Annotated in this window: 17 protein-coding genes, 5 tRNA genes and 1 pseudogene; 16 read left to right on the plus strand and 7 right to left on the minus strand. The window is 61.0% G+C overall.

Annotated elements, in window-relative coordinates; translation table 11 throughout:
- Positions 1-97: 97 nt before the first annotated feature.
- The 3 genes and pseudogenes from AD663_RS08280 to AD663_RS29575 all read left to right on the plus strand — a co-directional run bounded on the left by AD663_RS08280 (position 98) and on the right by AD663_RS29575 (position 3,330).
- Entirely contained in the window at positions 98-1,414 is a 1,317-nt protein-coding gene (locus tag AD663_RS08280) for a Na+/H+ antiporter family protein (protein WP_172680593.1), read from the plus strand.
- A 236-nt stretch (positions 1,415-1,650) separates the two neighbouring features.
- A pseudogene (locus tag AD663_RS29570) lies at positions 1,651-2,472 on the plus strand (cache domain-containing protein); the annotation flags it as partial.
- Positions 2,473-2,574: 102 nt separating this feature from the next.
- Positions 2,575-3,330 carry a methyl-accepting chemotaxis protein gene (locus tag AD663_RS29575; protein WP_371261168.1) on the plus strand — a complete coding sequence of 252 codons (756 nt, stop codon included), beginning with the start codon at positions 2,575-2,577 and terminating at the stop codon, positions 3,328-3,330.
- Positions 3,331-3,489: 159 nt separating this feature from the next.
- Here the strand turns inward: AD663_RS29575 and yegQ are convergent, their stop codons facing one another.
- Entirely contained in the window at positions 3,490-4,821 is a 1,332-nt protein-coding gene (gene yegQ / locus AD663_RS08290) for a tRNA 5-hydroxyuridine modification protein YegQ (protein ID WP_053213586.1), read from the minus strand.
- A gap of 147 nt (positions 4,822-4,968) precedes the next feature.
- Here yegQ and AD663_RS08295 point away from each other — a divergent pair, with 147 nt between their 5' ends.
- A complete protein-coding gene (locus AD663_RS08295; protein WP_003179715.1) occupies positions 4,969-6,030 on the plus strand; it encodes an AI-2E family transporter in 1,062 nt (353 codons plus the stop codon).
- Here the strand turns inward: AD663_RS08295 and AD663_RS08300 are convergent.
- The 3 genes from AD663_RS08300 to AD663_RS08310 all read right to left on the minus strand — a co-directional run bounded on the left by AD663_RS08300 (position 6,027) and on the right by AD663_RS08310 (position 6,814).
- A complete protein-coding gene (locus AD663_RS08300) occupies positions 6,027-6,209 on the minus strand; it encodes a hypothetical protein (RefSeq protein WP_003179717.1) in 183 nt (60 codons plus the stop codon). The genes AD663_RS08295 and AD663_RS08300 overlap by 4 nt on opposite strands.
- Before the next feature lie 89 nt (positions 6,210-6,298).
- Complete coding sequence (locus tag AD663_RS08305; RefSeq protein WP_003179723.1) at positions 6,299-6,493, minus strand: hypothetical protein; 195 nt, start codon at positions 6,491-6,493, stop codon at positions 6,299-6,301.
- Positions 6,494-6,738: 245 nt separating this feature from the next.
- Positions 6,739-6,814: transfer RNA gene (locus tag AD663_RS08310), tRNA-Asn, on the minus strand.
- A 233-nt stretch (positions 6,815-7,047) separates the two neighbouring features.
- Here AD663_RS08310 and AD663_RS08315 point away from each other — a divergent pair.
- Complete coding sequence (locus AD663_RS08315) at positions 7,048-7,275, plus strand: hypothetical protein (RefSeq protein WP_003179725.1); 228 nt, start codon at positions 7,048-7,050, stop codon at positions 7,273-7,275.
- Between the two features lie 69 nt (positions 7,276-7,344).
- On the opposite strand, the gene AD663_RS08320 is transcribed toward AD663_RS08315, so the two are convergent.
- Positions 7,345-8,541: an amino acid aminotransferase gene (locus AD663_RS08320; protein WP_003179728.1), complete on the minus strand. Its 1,197-nt coding sequence runs from the start codon at positions 8,539-8,541 to the stop codon at positions 7,345-7,347.
- 331 nt (positions 8,542-8,872) lie between these two features.
- Here AD663_RS08320 and uvrB point away from each other — a divergent pair, with 331 nt between their 5' ends.
- The 11 genes from uvrB to AD663_RS08375 all read left to right on the plus strand — a co-directional run bounded on the left by uvrB (position 8,873) and on the right by AD663_RS08375 (position 17,031).
- Positions 8,873-10,888 carry an excinuclease ABC subunit UvrB gene (gene uvrB, locus AD663_RS08325; protein ID WP_053213557.1) on the plus strand — a complete coding sequence of 672 codons (2,016 nt, stop codon included), beginning with the start codon at positions 8,873-8,875 and terminating at the stop codon, positions 10,886-10,888.
- 232 nt (positions 10,889-11,120) lie between these two features.
- Positions 11,121-12,602 carry a glutamate--tRNA ligase gene (gene gltX, locus AD663_RS08330; RefSeq protein ID WP_053213558.1) on the plus strand — a complete coding sequence of 494 codons (1,482 nt, stop codon included), beginning with the start codon at positions 11,121-11,123 and terminating at the stop codon, positions 12,600-12,602.
- A 146-nt stretch (positions 12,603-12,748) separates the two neighbouring features.
- A tRNA-Ala gene (locus AD663_RS08335) sits at positions 12,749-12,824 on the plus strand.
- Positions 12,825-12,903: 79 nt separating this feature from the next.
- Positions 12,904-12,979, plus strand: a tRNA-Glu gene (locus AD663_RS08340).
- Between the two features lie 53 nt (positions 12,980-13,032).
- Positions 13,033-13,108 (plus strand) — tRNA-Ala (locus AD663_RS08345).
- Between the two features lie 76 nt (positions 13,109-13,184).
- Positions 13,185-13,260: transfer RNA gene (locus AD663_RS08350), tRNA-Glu, on the plus strand.
- Between the two features lie 182 nt (positions 13,261-13,442).
- Positions 13,443-13,982, plus strand: a complete 540-nt coding sequence (locus AD663_RS08355; protein WP_003179734.1) for a TetR/AcrR family transcriptional regulator — start codon at positions 13,443-13,445, stop codon at positions 13,980-13,982.
- 28 nt (positions 13,983-14,010) lie between these two features.
- On the plus strand, positions 14,011-14,844 hold the full coding sequence (locus tag AD663_RS08360; RefSeq protein WP_053213559.1) for an alpha/beta fold hydrolase: 834 nt from the start codon (positions 14,011-14,013) through the stop codon (positions 14,842-14,844).
- 45 nt (positions 14,845-14,889) lie between these two features.
- The gene (locus AD663_RS08365; protein ID WP_003179738.1) at positions 14,890-15,339 is read left to right on the plus strand and encodes a thioesterase family protein; all 450 of its coding nucleotides are present in this window, start codon (positions 14,890-14,892) and stop codon (positions 15,337-15,339) included.
- A 161-nt stretch (positions 15,340-15,500) separates the two neighbouring features.
- Positions 15,501-16,460 carry a tRNA-dihydrouridine synthase gene (locus AD663_RS08370; RefSeq protein WP_003179740.1) on the plus strand — a complete coding sequence of 320 codons (960 nt, stop codon included), beginning with the start codon at positions 15,501-15,503 and terminating at the stop codon, positions 16,458-16,460.
- 118 nt (positions 16,461-16,578) lie between these two features.
- A complete protein-coding gene (locus AD663_RS08375) occupies positions 16,579-17,031 on the plus strand; it encodes an Hsp20 family protein (RefSeq protein WP_003179742.1) in 453 nt (150 codons plus the stop codon).
- A gap of 119 nt (positions 17,032-17,150) precedes the next feature.
- On the opposite strand, the gene AD663_RS08380 is transcribed toward AD663_RS08375, so the two are convergent.
- Positions 17,151-20,429, minus strand: coding sequence for an EAL domain-containing protein (locus AD663_RS08380; RefSeq protein ID WP_053213560.1), 3,279 nt, complete (start codon positions 20,427-20,429; stop codon positions 17,151-17,153).
- Positions 20,430-20,496: 67 nt separating this feature from the next.
- Entirely contained in the window at positions 20,497-21,387 is an 891-nt protein-coding gene (locus AD663_RS08385) for a LysR family transcriptional regulator (RefSeq protein WP_053213561.1), read from the minus strand.
- Between the last annotated feature and the right edge of the window lie 59 nt (positions 21,388-21,446).

Here is a 21,446-nt window from a genome sequence, read left to right on the forward strand (position 1 = left end):
ACCCGCCGCATGACGCTTGCAGCCTGGCGCCGCTTGCTGCAAAGTCGCGACCTTTTTGTCCGGTGGCTTTCCATCGCTGTGCTTTGAGGTAACGATGATAAATGCAGTAATTGCCGCGGTTGGCGTCATGCTGGTGCTCAGCCTGTCCCGGGTGCATGTGGTGATCGCCCTGATTATCGGCGCATTGGTAGGTGGCCTGACCGGCGGCCTGGGGATCGAGGCGACACTCAAGGCCTTTAATGCCGGCCTTGGCGGCGGTGCGACGGTGGCGTTGTCCTACGCCTTGCTCGGTGCGTTCGCGGTGGCGATTGCCAAGTCGGGCATGGCCCACGCCTTGGCAGACAAGGTCCTGGCCTTGGTGGATCGCCAGGACGCCGCCGGTGGTTCTGGGGTCAAATGGGTCCTGATCGGCCTGCTGGGTACGGTCGCGGTCGCCTCACAGAACGTGTTGCCGATCCACATCGCTTTCATCCCGCTCCTGGTGCCGCCGCTGCTCTATGTGCTGACCAAGCTGCAACTGGACCGCCGCCTGATCGCGTGCGTCATGACCTTTGGCCTGATCACGCCCTACATGTTCCTGCCGGTGGGCTTCGGCAACATCTTCCTCAATGAGATCCTGCTGGCCAACATTTCCCGCAGCGGCGTGGACGTCAGCGGCATCAACGTCACCCACGCCATGGGCATTCCCGCGCTGGGCATGGTGTTCGGCCTGCTGCTGTCGTTGTTTAGCTATCGCAAGAAACGCGTCTATGACATGAAGAAAATCGCCCGGGTCGAGCAGGTAGCGGTGCGCTACAACCCGCTGAGCCTGACGGTGGCCGGTGTTGCCGTGGCGGCCGCGTTCGCGATCCAGTTGCTGGTGGATTCGATGATCATCGGCGCGCTGGTCGGGTTCCTGATTTTCTCCTTGTCGGGAGTGGTGCGCTGGCGCGAAACGGACGATTTGTTCACCGAAGGCATGAAGATGATGGCAATGATCGGCTTCATCATGATCGCTGCCTCGGGGTTCGCCGAAGTGATGAAGGCCACCGGTGAAGTCCAGAGCCTGGTGGAAGCCTCGGCGGGCTGGATCGGCCACAACAAGGGCATCGGCGCGCTGATGATGCTGCTGGTGGGACTGCTGGTGACCATGGGCATCGGCTCGTCGTTCTCCACGGTGCCGATCCTGGCGACCATTTTTGTGCCGCTGTGCCTGCAACTGGGCTTCAGCCCGCTGGCGATCGTCTGCATCGTCGGCACCGCTGGCGCCTTGGGCGACGCCGGCTCGCCTGCCTCGGACTCGACCCTGGGCCCGACCTCCGGCCTGAACATCGATGGCCAGCACCATCACATCTGGGACACCGTGGTCCCGACCTTCATCCACTACAACCTGCCGCTGCTGGCATTTGGTTGGGTGGCGGCGATGGTTTTGTAACGCTTCAACAAGGCTCACGGACCGAGTCGCGCCCTTCGCGAGCAAGCCCGCTCCCACACTGAATCTGCGGTAAACACAGAATATGTGAACATCCGCGATCCTGTGTGGGAGCGGGCTTGCTCGCGAAGGGGCCTTTGAATCCTGTGATCCGCTGAATTAGGCATTGCTCTACAGTTTTACTGCGCCGTGCCGTTAATACCGTTAACCACGCCATAAAACCAACAAGAGTGAACAGCATGCGCCTGAGCCTGAAGGCTAAAGTTCTGTCCCTGGCAATACTGCCCGTATTGTTGTCCGCGGTGATCATCAGTCTGACCACCGCTTTCATCTTGAAGGAACAAGCCCGCAATGAGGTCCAGCAGACCCGCGAACGGCTGCTGGCCGACGCCAAGGCCACACTGCAGAACTACGTGGCGGTGGGGCTCACCGCCATCAAGCCGCTGTACGATGCCGCAGCCCCCGGTGATAACGAGGCGCGCGCCCAGGCGATCAAGTTGCTGTCGAGTGTCAGCTACGGCAAGGACGGCTACTTCTTCGGCTACGATTCCGAAACCGTGCGCCTGTTCAAGGCCAACAGCCCCGACGGCGTGGGCAAGAGCTTCAAGGACAACCGCGACCCGAACGGCGTCTACGTCAACCGCGACCTGGTGAAGGTCGCCAAGGACGGGACGCATTACCTGGAATACAGCTCACCACTGCCCAATAGCCAGGAGTTGGTGCCCAAGCTCGGCTACACCGAATACCTGTCCAAGTGGGACATGGCGGTCGGCAGTTCGGTCAACCTGGACGGCATCGAAGCCCAGGTGGCATTGGTGGAGGCCAAGGTCCACGAGCGTGTGCAAGGCGTGATCCTCAGTATTGTCGGTATCGCCGCCGTGGTATTGCTGGTGATTGCGGTCGTGGGCCTGTTGCTGGCCAACACAATCTTGCGGCCGCTGCACCTGATGAAAGACAACCTCGACGACATCGCGGCGGGCGAGGGCGACCTGACGCGCCGCCTGGCGATCACCAGCCAGGACGAACTCGGTGAGTTGGCCGGCTCGTTCAACCGCTTTGTCGACAAGATCCACGGCCTGGTGCGGCAGATTACCGACATGACGTCGCAACTGACCGGGCTGGTGACGCAAGTTTCCGAACAGGCCCAGCGCTCGGAGCAGGCCATGGAGCGCCAGCGACACGAAACCGATCAGGTCGCCACCGCCATCAACGAAATGTCTTCGGCTGCACAAGAAGTGGCCCGCAGCGCCCAAGGCGCCGCCGTCGCGGCCCAGCAGACCGACGAGGAAGGCCAGTCCGCCAAGCGCGTGGTGGCCGGCAGCATCCAGCAGATTCACGCGCTGGTGAACGACATTCGCAGCAGCGGCGTGTCCCTGGACAGCCTGCAGCAGGACGTGGCCTCGATTGTCAGCGTGCTTGGAGTGATTCGTTCGATTGCTGAGCAGACCAACCTGCTGGCGCTGAACGCGGCCATCGAGGCTGCGCGTGCCGGGGAAGCGGGGCGTGGATTCGCCGTGGTGGCCGATGAAGTGCGGGCCCTGGCCAGCCGGACTCAGCAAAGCACCCAGGAAATCCAGGGCATGATCGACCGCTTGCAATCGGGCACCCATGCGGCAGTGGAAGCGATGCGCCGTTCCAGCGAGGCCGGCGATGGCACCTCGGTGCGAGCCAACGAAGCGGGTGCGTCCCTGGACACCATGGCGCAACTGATCGGCACCATCAATTCGATGAACGCCCAGATCGCCAGCGCCGCTGAAGAGCAAACCGCCGTGGCCGAGGAAATCAACCGCAGCGTGCATCAGATCGCGGTGGCGGTGGACAGCGTTGCCGACGAAACCCAACTTGGCGCCCAGACCTCCCGCAGCCTGGCAGACCTGGGCCAGCGCCTGGGCAAACTGGTGGGGCAGTTCCGAATCTGATCCCGCCGCAGCAGGAGCTGCCGAAGGCTGCGATCTTTCGCTCTCGATCCAGATGTTTCGCCTGGGCTACCAGGCCCTATCGGGAGTGGAGGATCGCAGCCTTCGGCAGTTTCTGCTGGACGAATCGTTCCGCGAATTCAGTCGGGCACATTGCCCTGATCAGGCAGGCAAACCGCTCAGATCCCGCATCAACAACCCAAACTGCAAATCCACCGCATCCGGAATCGGCACATACACCACATGCCCATCCCCCGGCGCCACTTCGATGCCTTGGCCTTTGGCGTTTTGCAACTGATGCAGGTCGAAATGGAAATTGCCCTTGGGCGTCATCAGTTCCAAATGATCCCCCAGGCCGAAACGGTTCTTGACCCGCACCTCGGCCAGGCGTTCGCGCCGTTCGCCGGTCAGTTCGCCGACGAACTGCTGGCGCTCCGACACCGAGCTGCCGTTCTGGTAGTTCTGGTATTCATCATGCACGTGGCGCCTTAGAAAACCTTCGGTGTAGCCACGCTGGGCCAGGGACTCCAGGTCGTTCATCAGGGTGCGGTCAAATTCCCGACCGGCCACCGCGTCATCGATGGCGCGGCGATACACCTGGGCGGTGCGTGCGCAATAGAAGTGCGATTTGGTCCGGCCTTCGATCTTCAGTGAATGCACGCCCATGCGGGCCAGGCGCTCTACGTGCTGGACGGCGCGCAGGTCCTTGGCATTCATGATGTAGGTGCCATGTTCGTCTTCGAAGGCCGGCATCGACTCGTCCGGGCGGTTCGCCTCTTGAAGCAGGAACACTTGCTCGGTGGGCGCGCCCAGGCCCAGGGTCGGCTCGGGTTGATAGGTGTGCACGATGTCGCCCACGGCGTTTTCCATTGCCGGTTGCGCCGAATACTTCCAGCGACAGGCATTGGTGCAACTGCCCTGGTTGGCGTCGCGCTTGTTCAGGTAACCGGACAACAGGCAGCGTCCGGAATAGGCCATGCACAGCGCGCCGTGGACGAACACTTCCAGCTCCATGGCGGGCACCTGCTGGCGAATTTCGGCGATCTCCTCCAGGGACAGTTCTCGCGACAGGATGATCCGGCTCAAACCCTGTTGCTGCCAGAACTCGACGCTCGCCCAGTTCACCGTGTTGGCTTGCACCGACAGGTGGATCGGCATCTGCGGGAAATGCCGGCGCACCAACATGATCAGCCCCGGGTCGGACATGATCAATGCGTCCGGCGCCATGGCGATCACCGGCTCCAGGTCCTTGAGGAACGTGCGCAACTTGGCATTGTGCGGCGCGATGTTCACCACCACGTAGAAACGCTTGCCCATTGCCTGGGCCTCGCGAATGCCCAGGGCCAGGTTCGCGTGGTCGAATTCATTGTTGCGTACCCGCAGGCTGTAGCGCGGTTGGCCGGCGTACACCGCATCGGCGCCATAGGCGAAGGCATAACGCATATTTTTCAGGGTGCCGGCGGGAGCGAGCAGTTCGGGGGCGGCGAAGGTCATGGTGGCGTCGGGGTCGCAAAAGCGCAGAGGGTACGCCAAGGTGGGCCGGGCCAGATTGACGTGGATCAATACCGTATGCAGATGCGACGGCACTCCGGCGGGTCCGGGCGGACTAATACATATCCCGCCCCTGGACATGGAAAGCTGATGAACCGAAAGATGCTGCAAAATAAATCCCAGATGTTGCTGTTGATGCTGGTCACCATCGCCTTCATCTGGATCCTCTTGCCGTTCTACGGCGCGGTGTTCTGGGCAGTCATCCTCGGTATCGTCTTTGCGCCCATGCAGCGCCGCCTGCAATTGAAATTCGGCTGGCACCGCAACGTCACCTCGCTGCTCACCTTGAGCGTCTGCGTGGTCATCGCGATTTTGCCGGTGATTGTCATCAGCACCCTGCTGGTCCAAGAAGGCGCGGCGCTCTACAAGAGCCTGGAAAGCGGCGAGCTGGACATCGCCGATTACCTGGCCCGCTTCAAGGATGCCTTGCCGCCGTACTTCCAGCATCTGCTGGACCGCTTCGGCCTGGGCAACTTGAATGGATTGCGGGACAAGATCGTCAAGAGCGCGATGCAGGGCAGCGAATTCTTCGCCACCCAGGCCTTCAGTTTCGGACAAGGGACGTTCCAGTTCCTGGTCAGCTTCTTCGTGATGCTCTATCTGCTGTTTTTCTTTCTGCGCGATGGTGCCGAATTGGTGCGCAAGGTGCGTTCGGCGGTTCCCCTGGCCGAGCACCAGAAGCGTCGCCTGCAACTGAAATTCAATCGGGTGGTGCGAGCGACGGTGAAGGGCAACCTGCTGGTCGCTATCACCCAAGGGGCACTGGGCGGGCTGATCTTTTGGATTCTGGGGATCGAGACGGTGTTGCCATGGGCCGTGCTGATGGCCTTCCTGTCACTGTTGCCTGCGGTAGGGGCGGGTATAGTCTGGGCGCCGGTGGCGGTGTATTTCCTGCTGTCCGGGGCCATCTGGCAAGGCGTGGTGCTGACGCTGTTCGGGGTGTTCGTGATTGGCCTGGTGGACAACCTGCTGCGTCCGATACTGGTGGGCAAGGACACCAAAATGCCCGATTACATGGTACTCATCTCGACCCTGGGCGGGCTGGCGGTGTTCGGGTTGAACGGCTTCGTGATCGGGCCGCTGATCGCTGCGCTGTTCATGTCGTGTTGGGCCTTGTTTGTCGAAAGCACGCCACGGATACAACTGCCCTAGGCGCTGAGCACGTAGGGCCCGATGCGCTGCGACAAGGCCTGGGCGGCGGGCAGGGAAGTCAGCGGGCCGCTGATGGTCACGCCGTCCTGCACCAGATACCAGCAGGCCAGCAAGCCGCGGTCCCGGAGTGGGGCGGGGACGGCGCTGCCAATGACAGACATGATTTGAACCTTGGGCATGGGAAACCTCCATCAATCGATGGGGTTACCTTACGGCTCCGCCGGGACGAGGAAAAATCAACCGCCTCAATAGTAGGAATCGACGCCGCTCAATCGACCACCAGGTCGAGCATGTGCACCACTTCCTGCTCGTTGAGCAGGCCCTTGCGTACCAGGTTTTCCGCCAGCAGCGAGAGGAACTTGGCGCTGCGATGGCCTTCCAGGTGCTTGAGTTCGGTCAGCGCGTTGTACACCTTGCTGGAGGTGCACAGGCCAACGATGCGGTGGGGGTTTTGTGTAGGCATACCTTCGTCCTTGTTTTTATGAAGCTGTTGTTGACGGACAGCGCCAGCTTGCGGCACGGCCATGACGCTCAAGTGACAGCTTGGGTTGTCGGAAAAAGAAAGCAGGATTCAGACCATAATGCCTTTTTGGCGCCAGATTAATGTTCCGGCAGCGACCTCGGACAGGCTGATACGGCCACCGGTTGGTTTTCGCCCACAAAAAAGCCCCTGAATCTTTCGATTCAGGGGCTTGATGTGTTGCTGTCTGGCTCCACGACCTGGACTCGAACCAGGGACCCAGTGATTAACAGTCACTTGCTCTACCAACTGAGCTATCGCGGAATGACGCGTATGTTACTGATTGGAAAAGAGAAGTCAAGCTTCTAATGCCGGCCGGCAGATTCCCATGGCCGATGCCCATCGATTCGCAATTTGACGGTTACCGTCACCGCTCGAGAGGGCTACCATGGCCGCCCGGAAGTGGCAGTACGCGCTGACGGCCATTCGCCAGCACAGGTACGCGCCATGAACCATCTGTTACCGCTCCACACAGCCAGTGGCACCGAGGTGTCTCCATGAGCACCGCACATATCAGCTTGCCCAAGGGCGTGGGGCCGCACGCCGAGAAGCTTTACGACGCCATCACCCAGGCTAGCTCCGCCGAAGAGCTGAACCGTGCCGGGGGCAAGGCCGAAGGGTTTGTCCTGGGATTGGAAAGCACCAAGGCCATCAAGAGCCAAGTCGCCGAGTCGTTGTATGTCGTTTATGACGATGCGGCGAGTCAGCGGGCGAGTGAGTTGTAGCCTCGCCGGATACTAAAGCTCCAAAAAAAAACGGGAAGCCATGGCTTCCCGTTTTCATCCCGGCGACCTTCAGATCACCTGGACAATCGCCTGGGTCACCGCCTCGATGTTGTTCTGGTTCAGCGCGGCCACGCAGATGCGGCCGGTGTCCAGGGCGTAGATGCCGAACTCGTTGCGCAGACGCGTCACTTGTTCAACGGTCAGGCCGGAGTAGGAGAACATGCCGCTCTGGCGTGCCACGAAGCTGAAGTCATGGCCTGGCGCGGCCTTGGCCAGCATGTCCACCATCTGGTTGCGCATGCCGCGAATGCGCAGGCGCATTTCGGCCAGTTCGGCTTCCCACTGGGCCCGCAGCTCCGGGCTGTTGAGTACGGCGGCAACGATGCTTGCGCCGTGAGTCGGTGGGTTGGAGTAGTTGGTGCGGATCACGCGCTTGACCTGGGACAGCACGCGGGCGCTTTCTTCTTTCGATTCGCTGACGATCGACAGGGCACCGACGCGCTCGCCGTACAGGGAGAACGACTTGGAGAAGGAGCTGGAGGCAAAGAAGGTCAAGCCCGACTCAGCGAACAGGCGCACGGCCGCGGCGTCTTCTTCGATGCCGGCGCCAAAGCCCTGGTAGGCCATGTCCAGGAACGGGATGTGGTTCTTGGCCTTGACCACAGCCAGCACGTTTTTCCAGTCTTCGGGGCTCAAGTCCACGCCAGTCGGGTTATGGCAGCAGGCATGCAGCACGACGATCGAGCGGTCGGGCAGGGCGTTGAGGTCTTCCAGCAGGCCGGCGCGGTTCACGTCATGGGTGGCGGCGTCGTAGTAGCGATAGTTCTGCACCGGGAAACCGGCAGTTTCGAACAGGGCGCGGTGGTTTTCCCAGCTTGGATCGCTGATGGCCACGACGGCGTCAGGCAGCAATTGCTTGAGGAAGTCTGCGCCGATCTTCAGTGCACCTGTGCCGCCCACGGCCTGGGTGGTGATGACCCGGCCGGCAGCGATCAGCGGCGAATCCTTGCCGAACAGCAAGGTCTGGACCGCCTGGTCGTAGGCGGCAATGCCGTCGATCGGCAGGTAGCCACGGGAAACGTGCTGAGCCACACGGGTCGTCTCGGCTTCAACGACAGCGCGCAGGAGTGGAATGCGCCCCTCCTCGTTGCAGTAAACACCTACGCCCAGGTTCACCTTATTGGTACGAGGGTCGGCGTTGAATGCTTCGTTGAGGCCCAGGATGGGGTCGCGTGGTGCCAATTCGACAGCAGAAAACAGGCTCATTATTGCGCGGCTCTGAATGGAGTGAGAGGGGACGTGTCGCGCTCCAGCCGAATGCACTAGAGCGGTGCACAAACGGGGAGCTAGTATAGAGGCCATCACCGGGCGCGGCGACAGGCGATTCGGCTTTTACGGTAAGTATTTTCGTTTTTTTTCGACCGTTAGTCCCTTCGCCGCATCAAAGTCTTCAAGGGGTGTAGGACGTTCGTCTTGAAAGCGAAGGCATTCACCTCCACATTGTGGGTATTCCAGCTTTTTCCTCGGGCGACATCAGTCGTTTCGGTCTTTCTCGTTCCTGTCGGCTGGCCGACCGGGGTGAACCAGAGGTTATGTCATGTCTCAATTCCAGCTCGTCACTCGATTCCAGCCCGCCGGCGACCAGCCGGAAGCCATCCGCCTGATGGTCGAGGGCATCGAGGCTGGCCTGGCGCACCAGACGTTGCTCGGTGTGACCGGCTCGGGCAAGACCTTCAGCATTGCCAACGTGATCGCCCAGGTCCAGCGCCCGACCCTGGTGCTGGCGCCGAACAAGACCCTGGCGGCGCAGTTGTACGGTGAGTTCAAGGCGTTTTTCCCGAATAACGCGGTGGAGTACTTCGTCTCCTATTACGATTACTACCAGCCCGAGGCCTACGTGCCATCGTCGGACACCTTCATCGAGAAGGACGCCTCGATCAACGACCACATCGAACAGATGCGGCTGTCGGCCACCAAGGCCCTGCTGGAGCGCAAGGACGCGATCATCGTCACCACGGTGTCATGCATCTATGGCTTGGGCAGCCCGGAAACCTATCTGAAGATGGTGCTGCACGTGGATCGCGGCGACAAACTCGACCAGCGCGCCTTGCTGCGGCGCCTGGCGGATTTGCAATACACCCGCAACGACATGGATTTCGCCCGTGCGACGTTCCGGGTGCGTGGCGACGTGATCGACATCTATCCGGCAGAATCCGACCTGGAAGCGATCCGCATCGAGCTGTTCGACGATGAAGTGGAAAGTATTTCGGCCTTCGACCCGCTCACTGGCGAAGTCATCCGCAAACTGCCGCGCTTCACGTTCTATCCCAAGAGCCACTACGTGACGCCGCGCGAAACCCTGCTGGGCGCCATCGAGGGGATCAAGGTCGAGTTGCAGGAGCGCCTGGAGTACCTGCGTTCGAACAACAAGCTGGTGGAGGCCCAGCGCCTGGAGCAGCGGACCCGGTTTGACCTGGAAATGATCCTGGAGCTGGGCTACTGCAACGGTATCGAAAACTACTCGCGCTACCTGTCGGGCCGCCCGGCCGGTGCGCCGCCGCCGACCTTGTACGACTATCTGCCGGCCGATGCCTTGCTGGTGATCGACGAATCCCACGTCAGCGTGCCCCAGGTCGGCGCGATGTACAAAGGCGACCGTTCGCGCAAGGAAACGCTGGTGGAATACGGTTTCCGCCTGCCTTCGGCCTTGGACAACCGGCCGATGCGCTTCGATGAATGGGAAAGCGTGAGCCCGCAGACGATCTTCGTCTCGGCCACTCCGGGCAACTACGAGGCCGAGCATGCCGGGCGGGTGGTCGAGCAGGTGGTGCGGCCGACCGGGCTGGTGGACCCGCAAGTCGAGGTGCGCCCGGCGTTGACCCAGGTCGATGATCTTCTCTCCGAAATCAGCAAGCGCGTGGCGGTGGAAGAGCGGGTGCTGGTGACCACGTTGACCAAGCGCATGGCCGAAGACCTCACCGATTACCTGGCCGACCATGGTGTGCGGGTGCGTTACCTGCACTCGGACATCGACACGGTGGAGCGGGTCGAGATCATCCGCGACCTGCGCCTGGGTACCTTCGATGTACTGGTGGGCATCAACCTGCTGCGCGAAGGCCTGGACATGCCGGAAGTGTCACTGGTGGCGATTCTCGACGCCGACAAGGAAGGTTTCCTGCGTTCGGAGCGTTCGTTGATCCAGACCATCGGTCGCGCGGCGCGTAACCTCAATGGCCGGGCGATTCTCTATGCCGACCGCATCACCGGTTCCATGGAGCGAGCGATTGGCGAAACCGAACGCCGTCGCGACAAGCAGATTGCGTTCAACCTGGCCAACGGCATCACGCCCAAAGGCGTGTTCAAGGACGTCGCCGATATCATGGAAGGCGCCACCGTGCCCGGCTCGCGAAGCAAGAAGCGCAAGGGCATGGCCAAGGCGGCCGAAGAAAGCGCCCGCTACGAAGCCGAACTGCGTTCGCCGAGCGAAATCACCAAGCGTATCCGGCAATTGGAAGAGAAGATGTACCAGTTGGCTCGGGACTTGGAATTCGAAGCGGCGGCGCAATTGCGCGATGAGATTGGCAAGTTGCGCGAGCGGTTGTTGACTGTCTGAGGTTTTTCGGCGGCTTTAAGGGCCTCATCGCGAGCAAGCCCGCTCCCACAGTTGACCGCGTCGTCCAGGCTTCATGCGGTCTCCTGTGTGGGAGCGGGCTTGCTCGCGAATGGAGCGACGCGGTCTGAAAGAAAAGACTCATATCCCGCTCTGACTGGAGCCCGCCCGCCATCGCCTGTTACCATTCGCCCCCTGTTCGACCTTCGCTTTTATATTCTTTTCGAGACAAGCCATGACCACCGTCCGCACCCGCATCGCGCCGTCGCCCACTGGCGATCCCCATGTCGGCACCGCCTACATCGCTTTGTTCAACTATTGCTTTGCCAAACAGCACGGCGGCGAGTTCATCCTGCGGATCGAGGACACCGACCAATTGCGTTCGACGCGTGAGTCCGAACAGCAGATTTTCGACGCCCTGCGTTGGTTGGGCATCGACTGGAGCGAAGGCCCGGACGTCGGCGGCCCCCATGGCCCGTATCGCCAGAGCGAGCGCGGTGATATTTACCAGCAGTACTGCCAGCAACTGGTCGACATGGGGCATGCATTCCCATGTTTCTGCACCGCCGAAGAACTGGACCAGATGCGCGCCGAGCAAATGGCCCGTGGTGAAACCCCACGCTACGACGGCCGTGCACTGCTGCTGTCCAAGGAAGAAGTCGCCCGTCGCCTGGCGGCTGGCGAGCCTCACGTCATCCGCATGAAGGTGCCGTCCGAAGGCGTCTGCGTGGTGCCGGACATGTTGCGCGGCGATGTTGAAATCCCGTGGGACCGCATGGACATGCAGGTGCTGATGAAGACCGACGGCTTGCCGACGTACTTCCTGGCCAACGTGGTCGACGATCACCTGATGGGCATCACTCACGTATTGCGCGGTGAAGAATGGCTGCCGTCGGCACCGAAACTGATCCTGCTTTACGAGTACTTTGGCTGGGAACAACCGCAGCTGTGCTACATGCCGCTGCTGCGTAACCCGGACAAGAGCAAGCTGTCCAAGCGCAAGAACCCGACATCGGTGACCTTCTACGAGCGCATGGGCTTCATGCCCGAGGCGATGCTCAACTACTTGGGTCGCATGGGCTGGTCGATGCCGGACGAGCGTGAGAAGTTCTCGCTGCAAGAGATGGTCGAGCACTTCGATCTGTCGCGCGTCTCCCTAGGTGGGCCGATTTTCGACATTGAGAAACTGTCGTGGCTCAACGGCCAGTGGCTGCGGGACCTGCCGGTGGAAGAATTCGCCGCGCGCGTGCAGAAATGGGCCTTGAACCCTGAGTACATGATGAAGATCGCGCCCCATGTGCAGGGCAGGGTAGAAACCTTCAGCCAGATCGCGCCATTGGCCGGCTTCTTCTTTGCCGGTGGCGTGACGCCGGATGCGAAGCTGTTCGAATCCAAGAAGCTTTCTGGCGACCAGGTGCGCCAGTTGATGCAACTGATCCTGTGGAAGCTCGAAAGCTTGCGTCAGTGGGAGAAGGACAGCATTACCGCGACCATCCAGGCTGTGGTCGAGTCGCTGGAGCTGAAACTGCGCGATGCCATGCCGCTGATGTTCGCCGCCATTACCGGCCAGGCCAGCTCGGTGTCGGTGCTCGATGCGATGGAAATCCTCGGGCCGGACCTGACCCGTTTCCGCCTGCGCCAGGCCCTCGATCTGCTCGGTGGTGTGTCGAAGAAGGAAAACAAGGAGTGGGAAAAACTGCTGGGCGCGATTGCATAATCGGTCGATGGGGCAGGGCATACCCCGGTTTTCCGGGGTTTGTCGGTAAGTGATTGTTATCCCGGCAAAAAATTTTCAAATATGTTGAAAATAAATTTGACAGCCCTCCGATACGCCCTTAAGATTCGCCCCGTCCTCAGCGATGAGGGGCTATAGCTCAGCTGGGAGAGCGCTTGCATGGCATGCAAGAGGTCGACGGTTCGATCCCGTCTAGCTCCACCAATTTTACACTTCAAGGCCTGGCCACACCGGCCTTGAAGGGATCAACACTCAGTGTTGATCAGTTGTAGAAAGGGTTTGCGTCCCCTTCGTCTAGTGGCCTAGGACACCGCCCTTTCACGGCGGTAACAGGGGTTCGAGTCCCCTAGGGGACGCCAGTTTTACAGAAGCGATGTTGCAAGATGTCGCTCCGCCGCGAGGCGAAAAATCCGGGGCTATAGCTCAGCTGGGAGAGCGCTTGCATGGCATGCAAGAGGTCGACGGTTCGATCCCGTCTAGCTCCACCAAACGTCAGGTTCAAGGTCTGGCCACACCGGCCTTGAATCGATCAGTTCTCAGCGCTGATCAAGCAAGAAGGTTTGTGTCCCCTTCGTCTAGTGGCCTAGGACACCGCCCTTTCACGGCGGTAACAGGGGTTCGAGTCCCCTAGGGGACGCCACGATTACCCGCTCTGCGGGATTTTATAAGGGTCATTCAATTCTTGAATGGCCCTTTTGTTTGTCTGGCGTTCAGCCAATTCTCTATTTATCGAAAAAAGCGCTTCTGACCAACGGTCAGAATTTCTGCTTGCAGAAAATTATTATAGAGATAATATTTCAATCGTAATATTCGGAGGCAGCGATGAGCGATAAAAAAGCACAGACCCGTGAACGTATTCTCAAGGCGGCCAGCGACGCGCTGATCCAACGCGGCCCGGCTGAGCCGAGCGTGGGCGAGGTGATGGGCGCGGCAGGGCTGACAGTGGGCGGTTTCTATGCTCACTTCGAAAGCAAGGACGCCTTGATGCTCGAAGCGTTCAAGCAGTTGCTCAATCGGCGTCGCGGCCTGATCGCCGATATGGATGCCGAGTTGACCGGTGAAGAGCGGCGCGCTTTGGTGGCGGCGTTCTATCTGTCGCGCAAGCACCGGGATTCCACTGAACAAGCCTGCCCGATCCCCGCATCGGTTGGTGAGCTCGGACGGCTGCCGGATGCGTTTCGTGACGTACTCAATGAACACATCGAGCTGATGGCCGCGCAGTTGGCGGCCAGCCCAGAAGATGCCGACAAGGCCTTGGCCGACATTGCCTTGATGGTCGGTGGCCTGGCCCTGGCACGGGCTTTGGGCCCCGGAGAGTTATCGGATCGTTTGCTGCGGGCCGCCAAGTCGGCGGTGCGTTGAGCTGAGGCGCAAGCCCTGGAGACAAGCAATGGACAGGTTGAGCTGGATTCGTGGTGTCAATGGCACGCTGGGCCGGGTAGCGCCGCAGTTGGTAGCGAAGAAAATGCGCACGCTGTTCATGCGGCCCCGAAACCTGCCGCCGCGGGACTGGGAGTTGCCATTGCTGGCGAGTTCCGAGCGCATCACCTTGCGCTTTGGCTTATCGGCCTTGCGTTGGGGCAAGGGGCCGGCGGTGTTGCTGATGCACGGCTGGGAAGGTCGGCCTACCCAGTTCGCGGCGCTGATCACGGCGCTGGTCGAGGCCGGTTACACAGTCGTCGCCCTGGACGGCCCGGCTCACGGTCGCTCGCCTGGCCGCGAGGCGAATGTCCTGCTGTTCGCCAGGGCCATGCTCGAGGCTGCGGCTGAATTGCCACCGCTCCAGGCCGTGATCGGCCATTCCATGGGGGGTGCCAGTGCGATGCTGGCGGTTCAGTTGGGTTTGCGTACCGAGGCGTTGGTCAGCATTGCCGCGCCAGCGCGCATCCTCGGCGTGCTACGCGGTTTCGCCCGGCTGATGGGCATGCCGCCCAAGGCGCGCTCGGCGTTCATTCGCCAGGTGGAAAGCGATGTAGGCATGCCGGCTTCGAAGATGGATGTGGCGCACTACCAACTGGATGTGCCCGGATTGATCGTTCATGCCGAGGATGACACTTCGGTTTCGGTCAAGGAATCCGAATTGATTCATGAAGCCTGGTTCGACAGTCGTCTGCTGCGATTGCCTCAGGGCGGACATCAGCGGGTGCTGGCCGATCAACGCGTCGTTGATGGCGTGTTATCACTGCTGGCCGGACGCAGCCTGCAAGCGCGGCAATCGGCTTGAGCATCCGTTACACTGCCCCGATCCAAATTCTGACGGGAGAGGGGCATGGGCTGGGATCGGGCAACGCCGTTCATCATTGATCTCCAGGTAGCGGCCGAAGACATCGACGGGCTGGGCCACGCCAACAATGCGGTATACGTTACCTGGCTGGAACGCTGCGCCTGGCGTCATTCCCAGCGCCTGGGGCTGGACTTGGTGGAGTATCGGCGGCTGGACCGAGCCATGGCGGTGGTGCGTCATGAAATCGATTACCTGGCAGCTGCCTATGAAGGCGACGAGTTGCAGTTGGCCACCTGGATTGTCGACTGGGACCAGCGGTTGAAGATGACCCGGCATTTCCAGCTGGTGCGCCCCAGTGACAACACCACCTTGTTACGTGCCCAGACCACCTTTGTCTGCATCGAACTGTCCACCGGTAGGCCCAAGCGCATGCCGGCGGAGTTCATCGAAGGTTATGGTGTGGCGCTCGATCCGTCTGGCATTTCCATAGACTGACCCAGCGCTATCGCGAGCAAGCTCGCTCCCACAGGGGATTGGAGTGGACGCGACTTCTCTGCTCACCAAAATCCTGTGGGAGCGGGCTTTATGGTGAATGCCGGGTATGCCGGCAAAATCCGGTAAACTGCCGCACGTTTTTTCGTTGAGTGTGTTTTTCCATGCAAATTGCCCTGGCACCCATGGAGGGGTTGGTTGACAACATCCTCCGGGATGTCCTGACCCGTGTCGGCGGTATCGACTGGTGTGTCACCGAGTTCATCCGCATCAACGACCGCCTGCTCACGCCGGCCTATTTCCACAAGCTCGGCCCCGAATTGTTGACTGGAGCCCGGACCGCTGCCGGCGTGCCGTTGCGGGTGCAATTGCTGGGGTCCGATCCGGTGTGCCTGGCGGAGAACGCGGCGTTGGCGTGCGAGTTGGGGTCGCAAGTCATTGACCTGAACTTCGGTTGCCCGGCCAAGACGGTGAATAAATCCCGGGGCGGCGCGGTATTGCTCAAGGAGCCGGAGCTGCTCAACCAAATCGTCGAGCACGTGCGCCGCGCGGTGCCCAAGCACATTCCCGTTACCGCCAAGATGCGCCTGGGTTTCGACAGCCCGGACGGCGCGCTGGTTTGCGCCACGGCCCTGGCCGAAGGCGGCGCGGCGCACATCGTGGTGCATGCCCGGACCAAGGTCGACGGCTACAAGCCGCCGGCGCACTGGGAGTGGATTCCCCGGGTCCAGGACGTGGTGAAGGTGCCGGTGTTCGCCAATGGCGATATCTGGAGCGTGGAAGATTGGCGCCGTTGCCGGGAGATCAGCGGCGTCGAGGACATCATGCTCGGGCGCGGCCTGGTGTCTCGCCCGGACCTGGCCCGGCAGATCGCCGCGGCCCGGGCCGGCGAGGAGGTCGTCGAGATGTCCTGGGCCGAGTTGCAGCCGATGCTCCAGGACTTCTGGGTGCAAGTGGTCGAGCAACTGACCCCCCGCCAAGCGCCCGGTCGGTTGAAGCAGTGGTTGGCGATGCTGACCCGCAATTACCCCGAAGCCGTTGAGCTGTTCAGCGCCGTCCGGCGGGAAACCGACCTGGATGCGGTGGGCCGTTTGCTTGGGGTGCACCGCACTGAAGCGGCCTGAAAAAAATTCAAAAAAAGCTCTTGAAAAGTATTTGGCGGACCCTAGATAGGGGTTACGCGATGCCGAATTCGGGTCGCGGAGACAAAAAACCTTGCTGAATTTTCAGGAGATTTGAATCATGAGTACTGCATTTTCGTTGGCCCCTCTGTTCCGTTCCTCGGTGGGCTTCGACCGTTTCAACGACCTGTTCGAAACCGCACTGCGCAACGAGCCGGGTAGCAGCTATCCACCCTACAACGTGGAAAAATATGGCGATGACGAGTACCGCATTGTGGTCGCCGCCGCCGGGTTCCGGGAAGAAGACCTGGACTTGCAGGTGGAGAAAGGCGTGCTGACCATCAGTGGTGGTAAACGTGAGGCCAGCAACGACAGCGTGACCTACCTGCACCAGGGCATTGCCCAGCGCGCGTTCAAGCTGTCCTTCCGGTTGGCGGATCATATCGAGATCAAGTCCGCCGGCCTGAGCAACGGTCTGTTGAGTATCGACTTGTTGCGGGTGGTGCCGGAAGAGGCGAAAGCCAAGCGCATCCCGATCAATGGGGTGCAGCAACAACCCGCGCTGCAAAACTGATGCATCGCAACTGAAGAAGGGCGCCAGATGGCGCCCTTTTTCGTTTTTGCAAGCAATGAAGGAATAGTTGTGGCGAGGGAGCTTGCTCCCTCATCACAAGAGCTTCCTATCCCGAACACTTAGGGCAACAACCGCTCAAACGCTTCCAGCGGCAGTGGCCGGCTGTGCAGGTAACCCTGGTACAGATGGCAGTCCAGCCCCTGCAGAAAGTGCAACTGCTCCAGGGTTTCCACACCCTCGGCAATCATCACCAGGTTCAGGCTGCGGGCCATGGCGACGATGGCACGGATGATTTCCGCGTCGTTGGGGTCACTGGTGGCGTCGCGCACGAATGACTGGTCGATCTTCAACGTGTCTACCGGTAGGCGCTTGAGGTAGGTCAATGACGAATAACCGGTACCGAAATCGTCCATCGCGAAGCTAACCCCCAACTTTTTGAGGCGACGCATCTTGCTGATCGTGTCGTCCAGGTTCTGGATCACGATGCCCTCGGTGATCTCCAGTTTCAGCATGGAGCAGGGCAGGCCGTGGGTGGCCAGGCTGTTTTCGATACGCTCGACGAAATCGCTCTGGCGGAACTGCCGCGGGCTGATATTCACGCAGAGGCTGAACCGCTGCGGGTCGATCTTGCCCCTGGCGATCAGTTGCTTGAAGCCATCGCAGGCTTCGTCAAGGATCCAGGTCCCGACTTCCAGGATCAGGCCGCTGTCTTCCAGTACCTTGATGAATTCATTGGGCGATTGGGCGCCCAGGTCCGGGTGATGCCAGCGCACCAGGGCTTCGGCCCCGATGATGCGGTTATCCCGGGCATCGACCTGGGGCTGGAAGTGCACGCTGAACTCGCCACGGGCCAGGGCCTGGCGCAGGTCGGTTTCCATGCGCAAGCGTTCACTGGCGGCTTTTTGCATGGTGGCGTGGAACATCTGCGAGGTGTTGCGCCCCGAATCCTTGGCGCGATAAAGCGCAATGTCGGCGCGCTTGAGCAGGTCCGTGGGCGTGGCGCCATGGTCGGGTATCAGCGCTATGCCAATGCTTGGCGTGACCTGCAGCCGCTGGCCGTCGAGAAACATCGGCTCCGAGAGCAGCTCACGCAAGGTGTCGGCCAGCTTCAATACTTGCGTGCCGACTTCGTTGCGGCTGCCTTCCAGACCGCTGAGCAGCACCACGAATTCGTCGCCGCCCAGCCGCGCCACGGTGTCTTCCAGGCGCACACTGGCCTCCAGGCGCGCGGTGATGATCTTCAGCACCGTGTCACCCACCGGATGGCCCAGGGAGTCGTTGATGTGCTTGAAGTGATCCAGGTCGAGAAACAGCAGGGCACCGCGCAGGTCATGGCGCTTGAGCAACGCGATCTGCTGGCTTAGCCGGTCCATCAACAAGGCCCGGTTGGGCAGGTTGGTCAGCGGGTCGTGATAGGCCAGGTGGCGGATCTGGGCCTCGGCGTTGCGCAGCAGGCTCACATCCCGGGCGGTCAGCAACAGGCAGGCGGTTTCGTTGAGCGTGATGGGTTCGACCGATACCTCCACCGTGAGCAATTCCCCACGCTTGTTACGCCCAAGCATTTCCTGGTGAAGCACGCGGCCCTTGAGTTGCAGCTCGGCCAGCAGGGCCGTGCGTTGTTTTTCTTCGGCCCAGATGCCGACCTCATAGACCGTATGCCCGATCACCTCGTCGGCGCGGTAGCCGGTCAGGCGGCAGAAACCGTCGTTGACTTCAAGGTAGCGGCCACTGTCGAGTTCGGTGATGGTGATGGCGTCGGGGCTGGAGTGAAACGCCTTGGCGAACTTCTCCTCGCTGGCCTTGAGGGCCGCTTCGGAGCGTTGTTGCTGGGTGATGTCCCGTAGGGTGGTGACGATGCAGGGCTGGTTGCCGACGTTGATCTGCCGACTGGAGATCACGCAGGTCAGCGGCTGGCCGTTCTTGTGATGAACGACGATGGCGACGTTGCTCAAGGATTGCTCGCGAATCACCCGTTCGATCCGTTGCAGGCTGCTGCCCGACGCGTCCCAAAGGCCGATTTCATCGGCGCTGAGGCCAATTACATCGCTGGCCCCCCAGCCGAAGGTCTGGGTGAAGCTGGAGTTGATTTCAAGGAACCGGCCACTGTCCTGATGAGTGACGCAGATCGGGTCGGGGCTGACCTGGAACAGCGTGGCGAATTTTTCCTCCGAAGCCGCCAGGCTCTGTTCGCGCTCCACCTGGTCGGTGATGTCCAGCAACGTTCCGGCCATGCGCAAGGGGCTGCCGTCGTCGTTGCGGTAGAGGCGGGCGCGGCTTTCCAGATAGCGAGAGCTGCCGTCGGGCAGTTGCACGCGGTAGGTCAATTGATAATTGCCCGCCGGGCCTTCGCGCAGACTGCGGTAGGCGTTACGCATGTTGTTGCGTTCTTCCGTGGGCACCCCCTCGAAGAAGGCATCGAACGATTCATGGAAGGGCTTGGGTTCCAGTCCGTGAAGCTGCGCTGCCCGTGCCGAGCCGTAGAGCATGCCACTGGGAATATGCCAGTCCCAAGTGCCCAGTTGTGCGGAATCCAGGGCCAGGTCCAGGCGTTCCTGGCTGTCCTTGAGGGCTCGTTCGGCCAGCTTGCGATCGGTGGTGTCGAGAAAGGTACTCAACAGGTAAGGCTGGCCTTCCAGCTCGACTTTTTGCGCGCTGAGAAGACCGCTATGGACTTGCCCGTTGCTGGCGCGCAGCTCAACTTCCATGCTTGCCAGTTCGCCCCTGCCCTTGATGGCTTCGAGCAGTTTCGCCCGCTGACCGGGATCGACCCACAACCCCAGTTCCAGAGTGGTCCGGCCAATTGCGTCATGCAACGGCCAGCCAAACTGGCTCTCGAAATACTGGTTGGCCTCGCTGATCAGCCCGTCTTCCTGGCGGGTCAACAGCACCATGTTCGGGCTGAGGTGAAACAGCGTGGCGAAACGTTTTTCCGAGCTGCGCAACGCCTGCTCGCGCTCGCGCTGATGGGTAATCTCGCGGATGACCCCGATCATGCGAGGGCGGCCATGCTTGTCGGGCAGCACACTGCCGTTGATTTCCAGCCAATGCAGGCTGCCGTCGGGCCAGACGATGCGGTGGTGCATCGCCTGTTCCAGCGGTGCACCGGCCACCGCGGCGTGAAAGGCGCGCAGGGCTTTGGAACGATCTTCGGGCAGCAATAAGTCCAGGTAGTCCAGGTCTGCTGGCAGCGGATGGTGCGGATCGAAGCCGAACAAGGCCTGGGTGCCTCGGGACCAGCTGATCTGCCCGGTATCGATGTCCCATGACCAGGCACCCAGGCGCGCACCGTTCAGGGCGGCCAGCAACTGCGGCGCGCTGTCCCAGCTTTGCTCGGACCGTTTCGGGTCGAGCGCCTGGATTCGCGGCAGGGGCGGGAGGTGGTCAGCGGGTTTGGGCATTGTTTAAAGAGCCTTGACAGGTTGAGCGTTGGGCACGGGCGTTGCGGCTCTATAGGAGTAGCACAACCTATGCCCTTGTCCCTGGCAGATCGACTTGTGCGTCCAGTAAGGCCATGAAAGCCCGTGCAGCGTTCGACAGCGTGCGTTCGGTGTGCAGGATATAGCCTAGCTGGCGACTGAGCTGTATGCCTGGCAAAGGGATGCGCGCCACCTGCTCGTCGAGCATGGTGCGCGGCAAAACGCTCCAGGCCAGGCCGATGGAGACCATCATTTTTATGGTTTCCAGATAATTCGTGCTCATGGCGATGTTCGGCGTCAGGCCCTGGGCTTCGAACAGCCGCTGCACGATGTGATGGGTAAAGGTATTGCCACCCGGGAAAACCGCCGGATGCAAGGCAATATCCGCCAGGCTGACCGCCTCGTTGCCCAACAGCGCATGTTCCGGGGCGACCACGAAATCCAGCGGGTCGTCCCACACGGGCGTGGCGCGCACCAGCGTGTGGGGTTCGGGAGCAAGGGTAATGACCGCCAGTTCCGCCCGGCCATGGAGGATTTCCTCGTAGGCCACTTCCGAATCCAGGAACTGAATGTCCAGCGCCACCTGCGGGTAGCGTCGGGTGAACTCCCTCAACAAGGGCGGTAAACGGTGCAGGCCGATGTGATGGCTGGTGGCGAGTGTCAGGCGCCCGGTCACTTCGCCGGTCAGGTTGGTCAGGGCGCGGCGGGTGTCGTCCAGCACGTTGAGAATCTGATAGGCCCGTGGCAGAAGGGCCCGGCCGGCTTCCGTCAGGCCTACTTCGCGGCCCAGGCGGTCGAACAGGCGCACCTTGAGTTGCTGCTCAAGGCTGGCAATGCGCTTGCTGATGGCCGGCTGGGTCAAGTGCAGGCGTTCACCGGCACCGGAGAAGCTACCTGTCTCGGCGATGGCAATAAAGGCATTGAGATTGGCGAGGTCCATGGTGGTTTCGCTGGGATTCCAGTTGGTTATGCAAAGTATGAAAAATATGAATTTGAGTT

The organism is Pseudomonas sp. Q12-87 (assembly GCF_001269755.1).
Taxonomy (GTDB): Bacteria; Pseudomonadota; Gammaproteobacteria; order Pseudomonadales; family Pseudomonadaceae; genus Aquipseudomonas; species Aquipseudomonas fluorescens_S.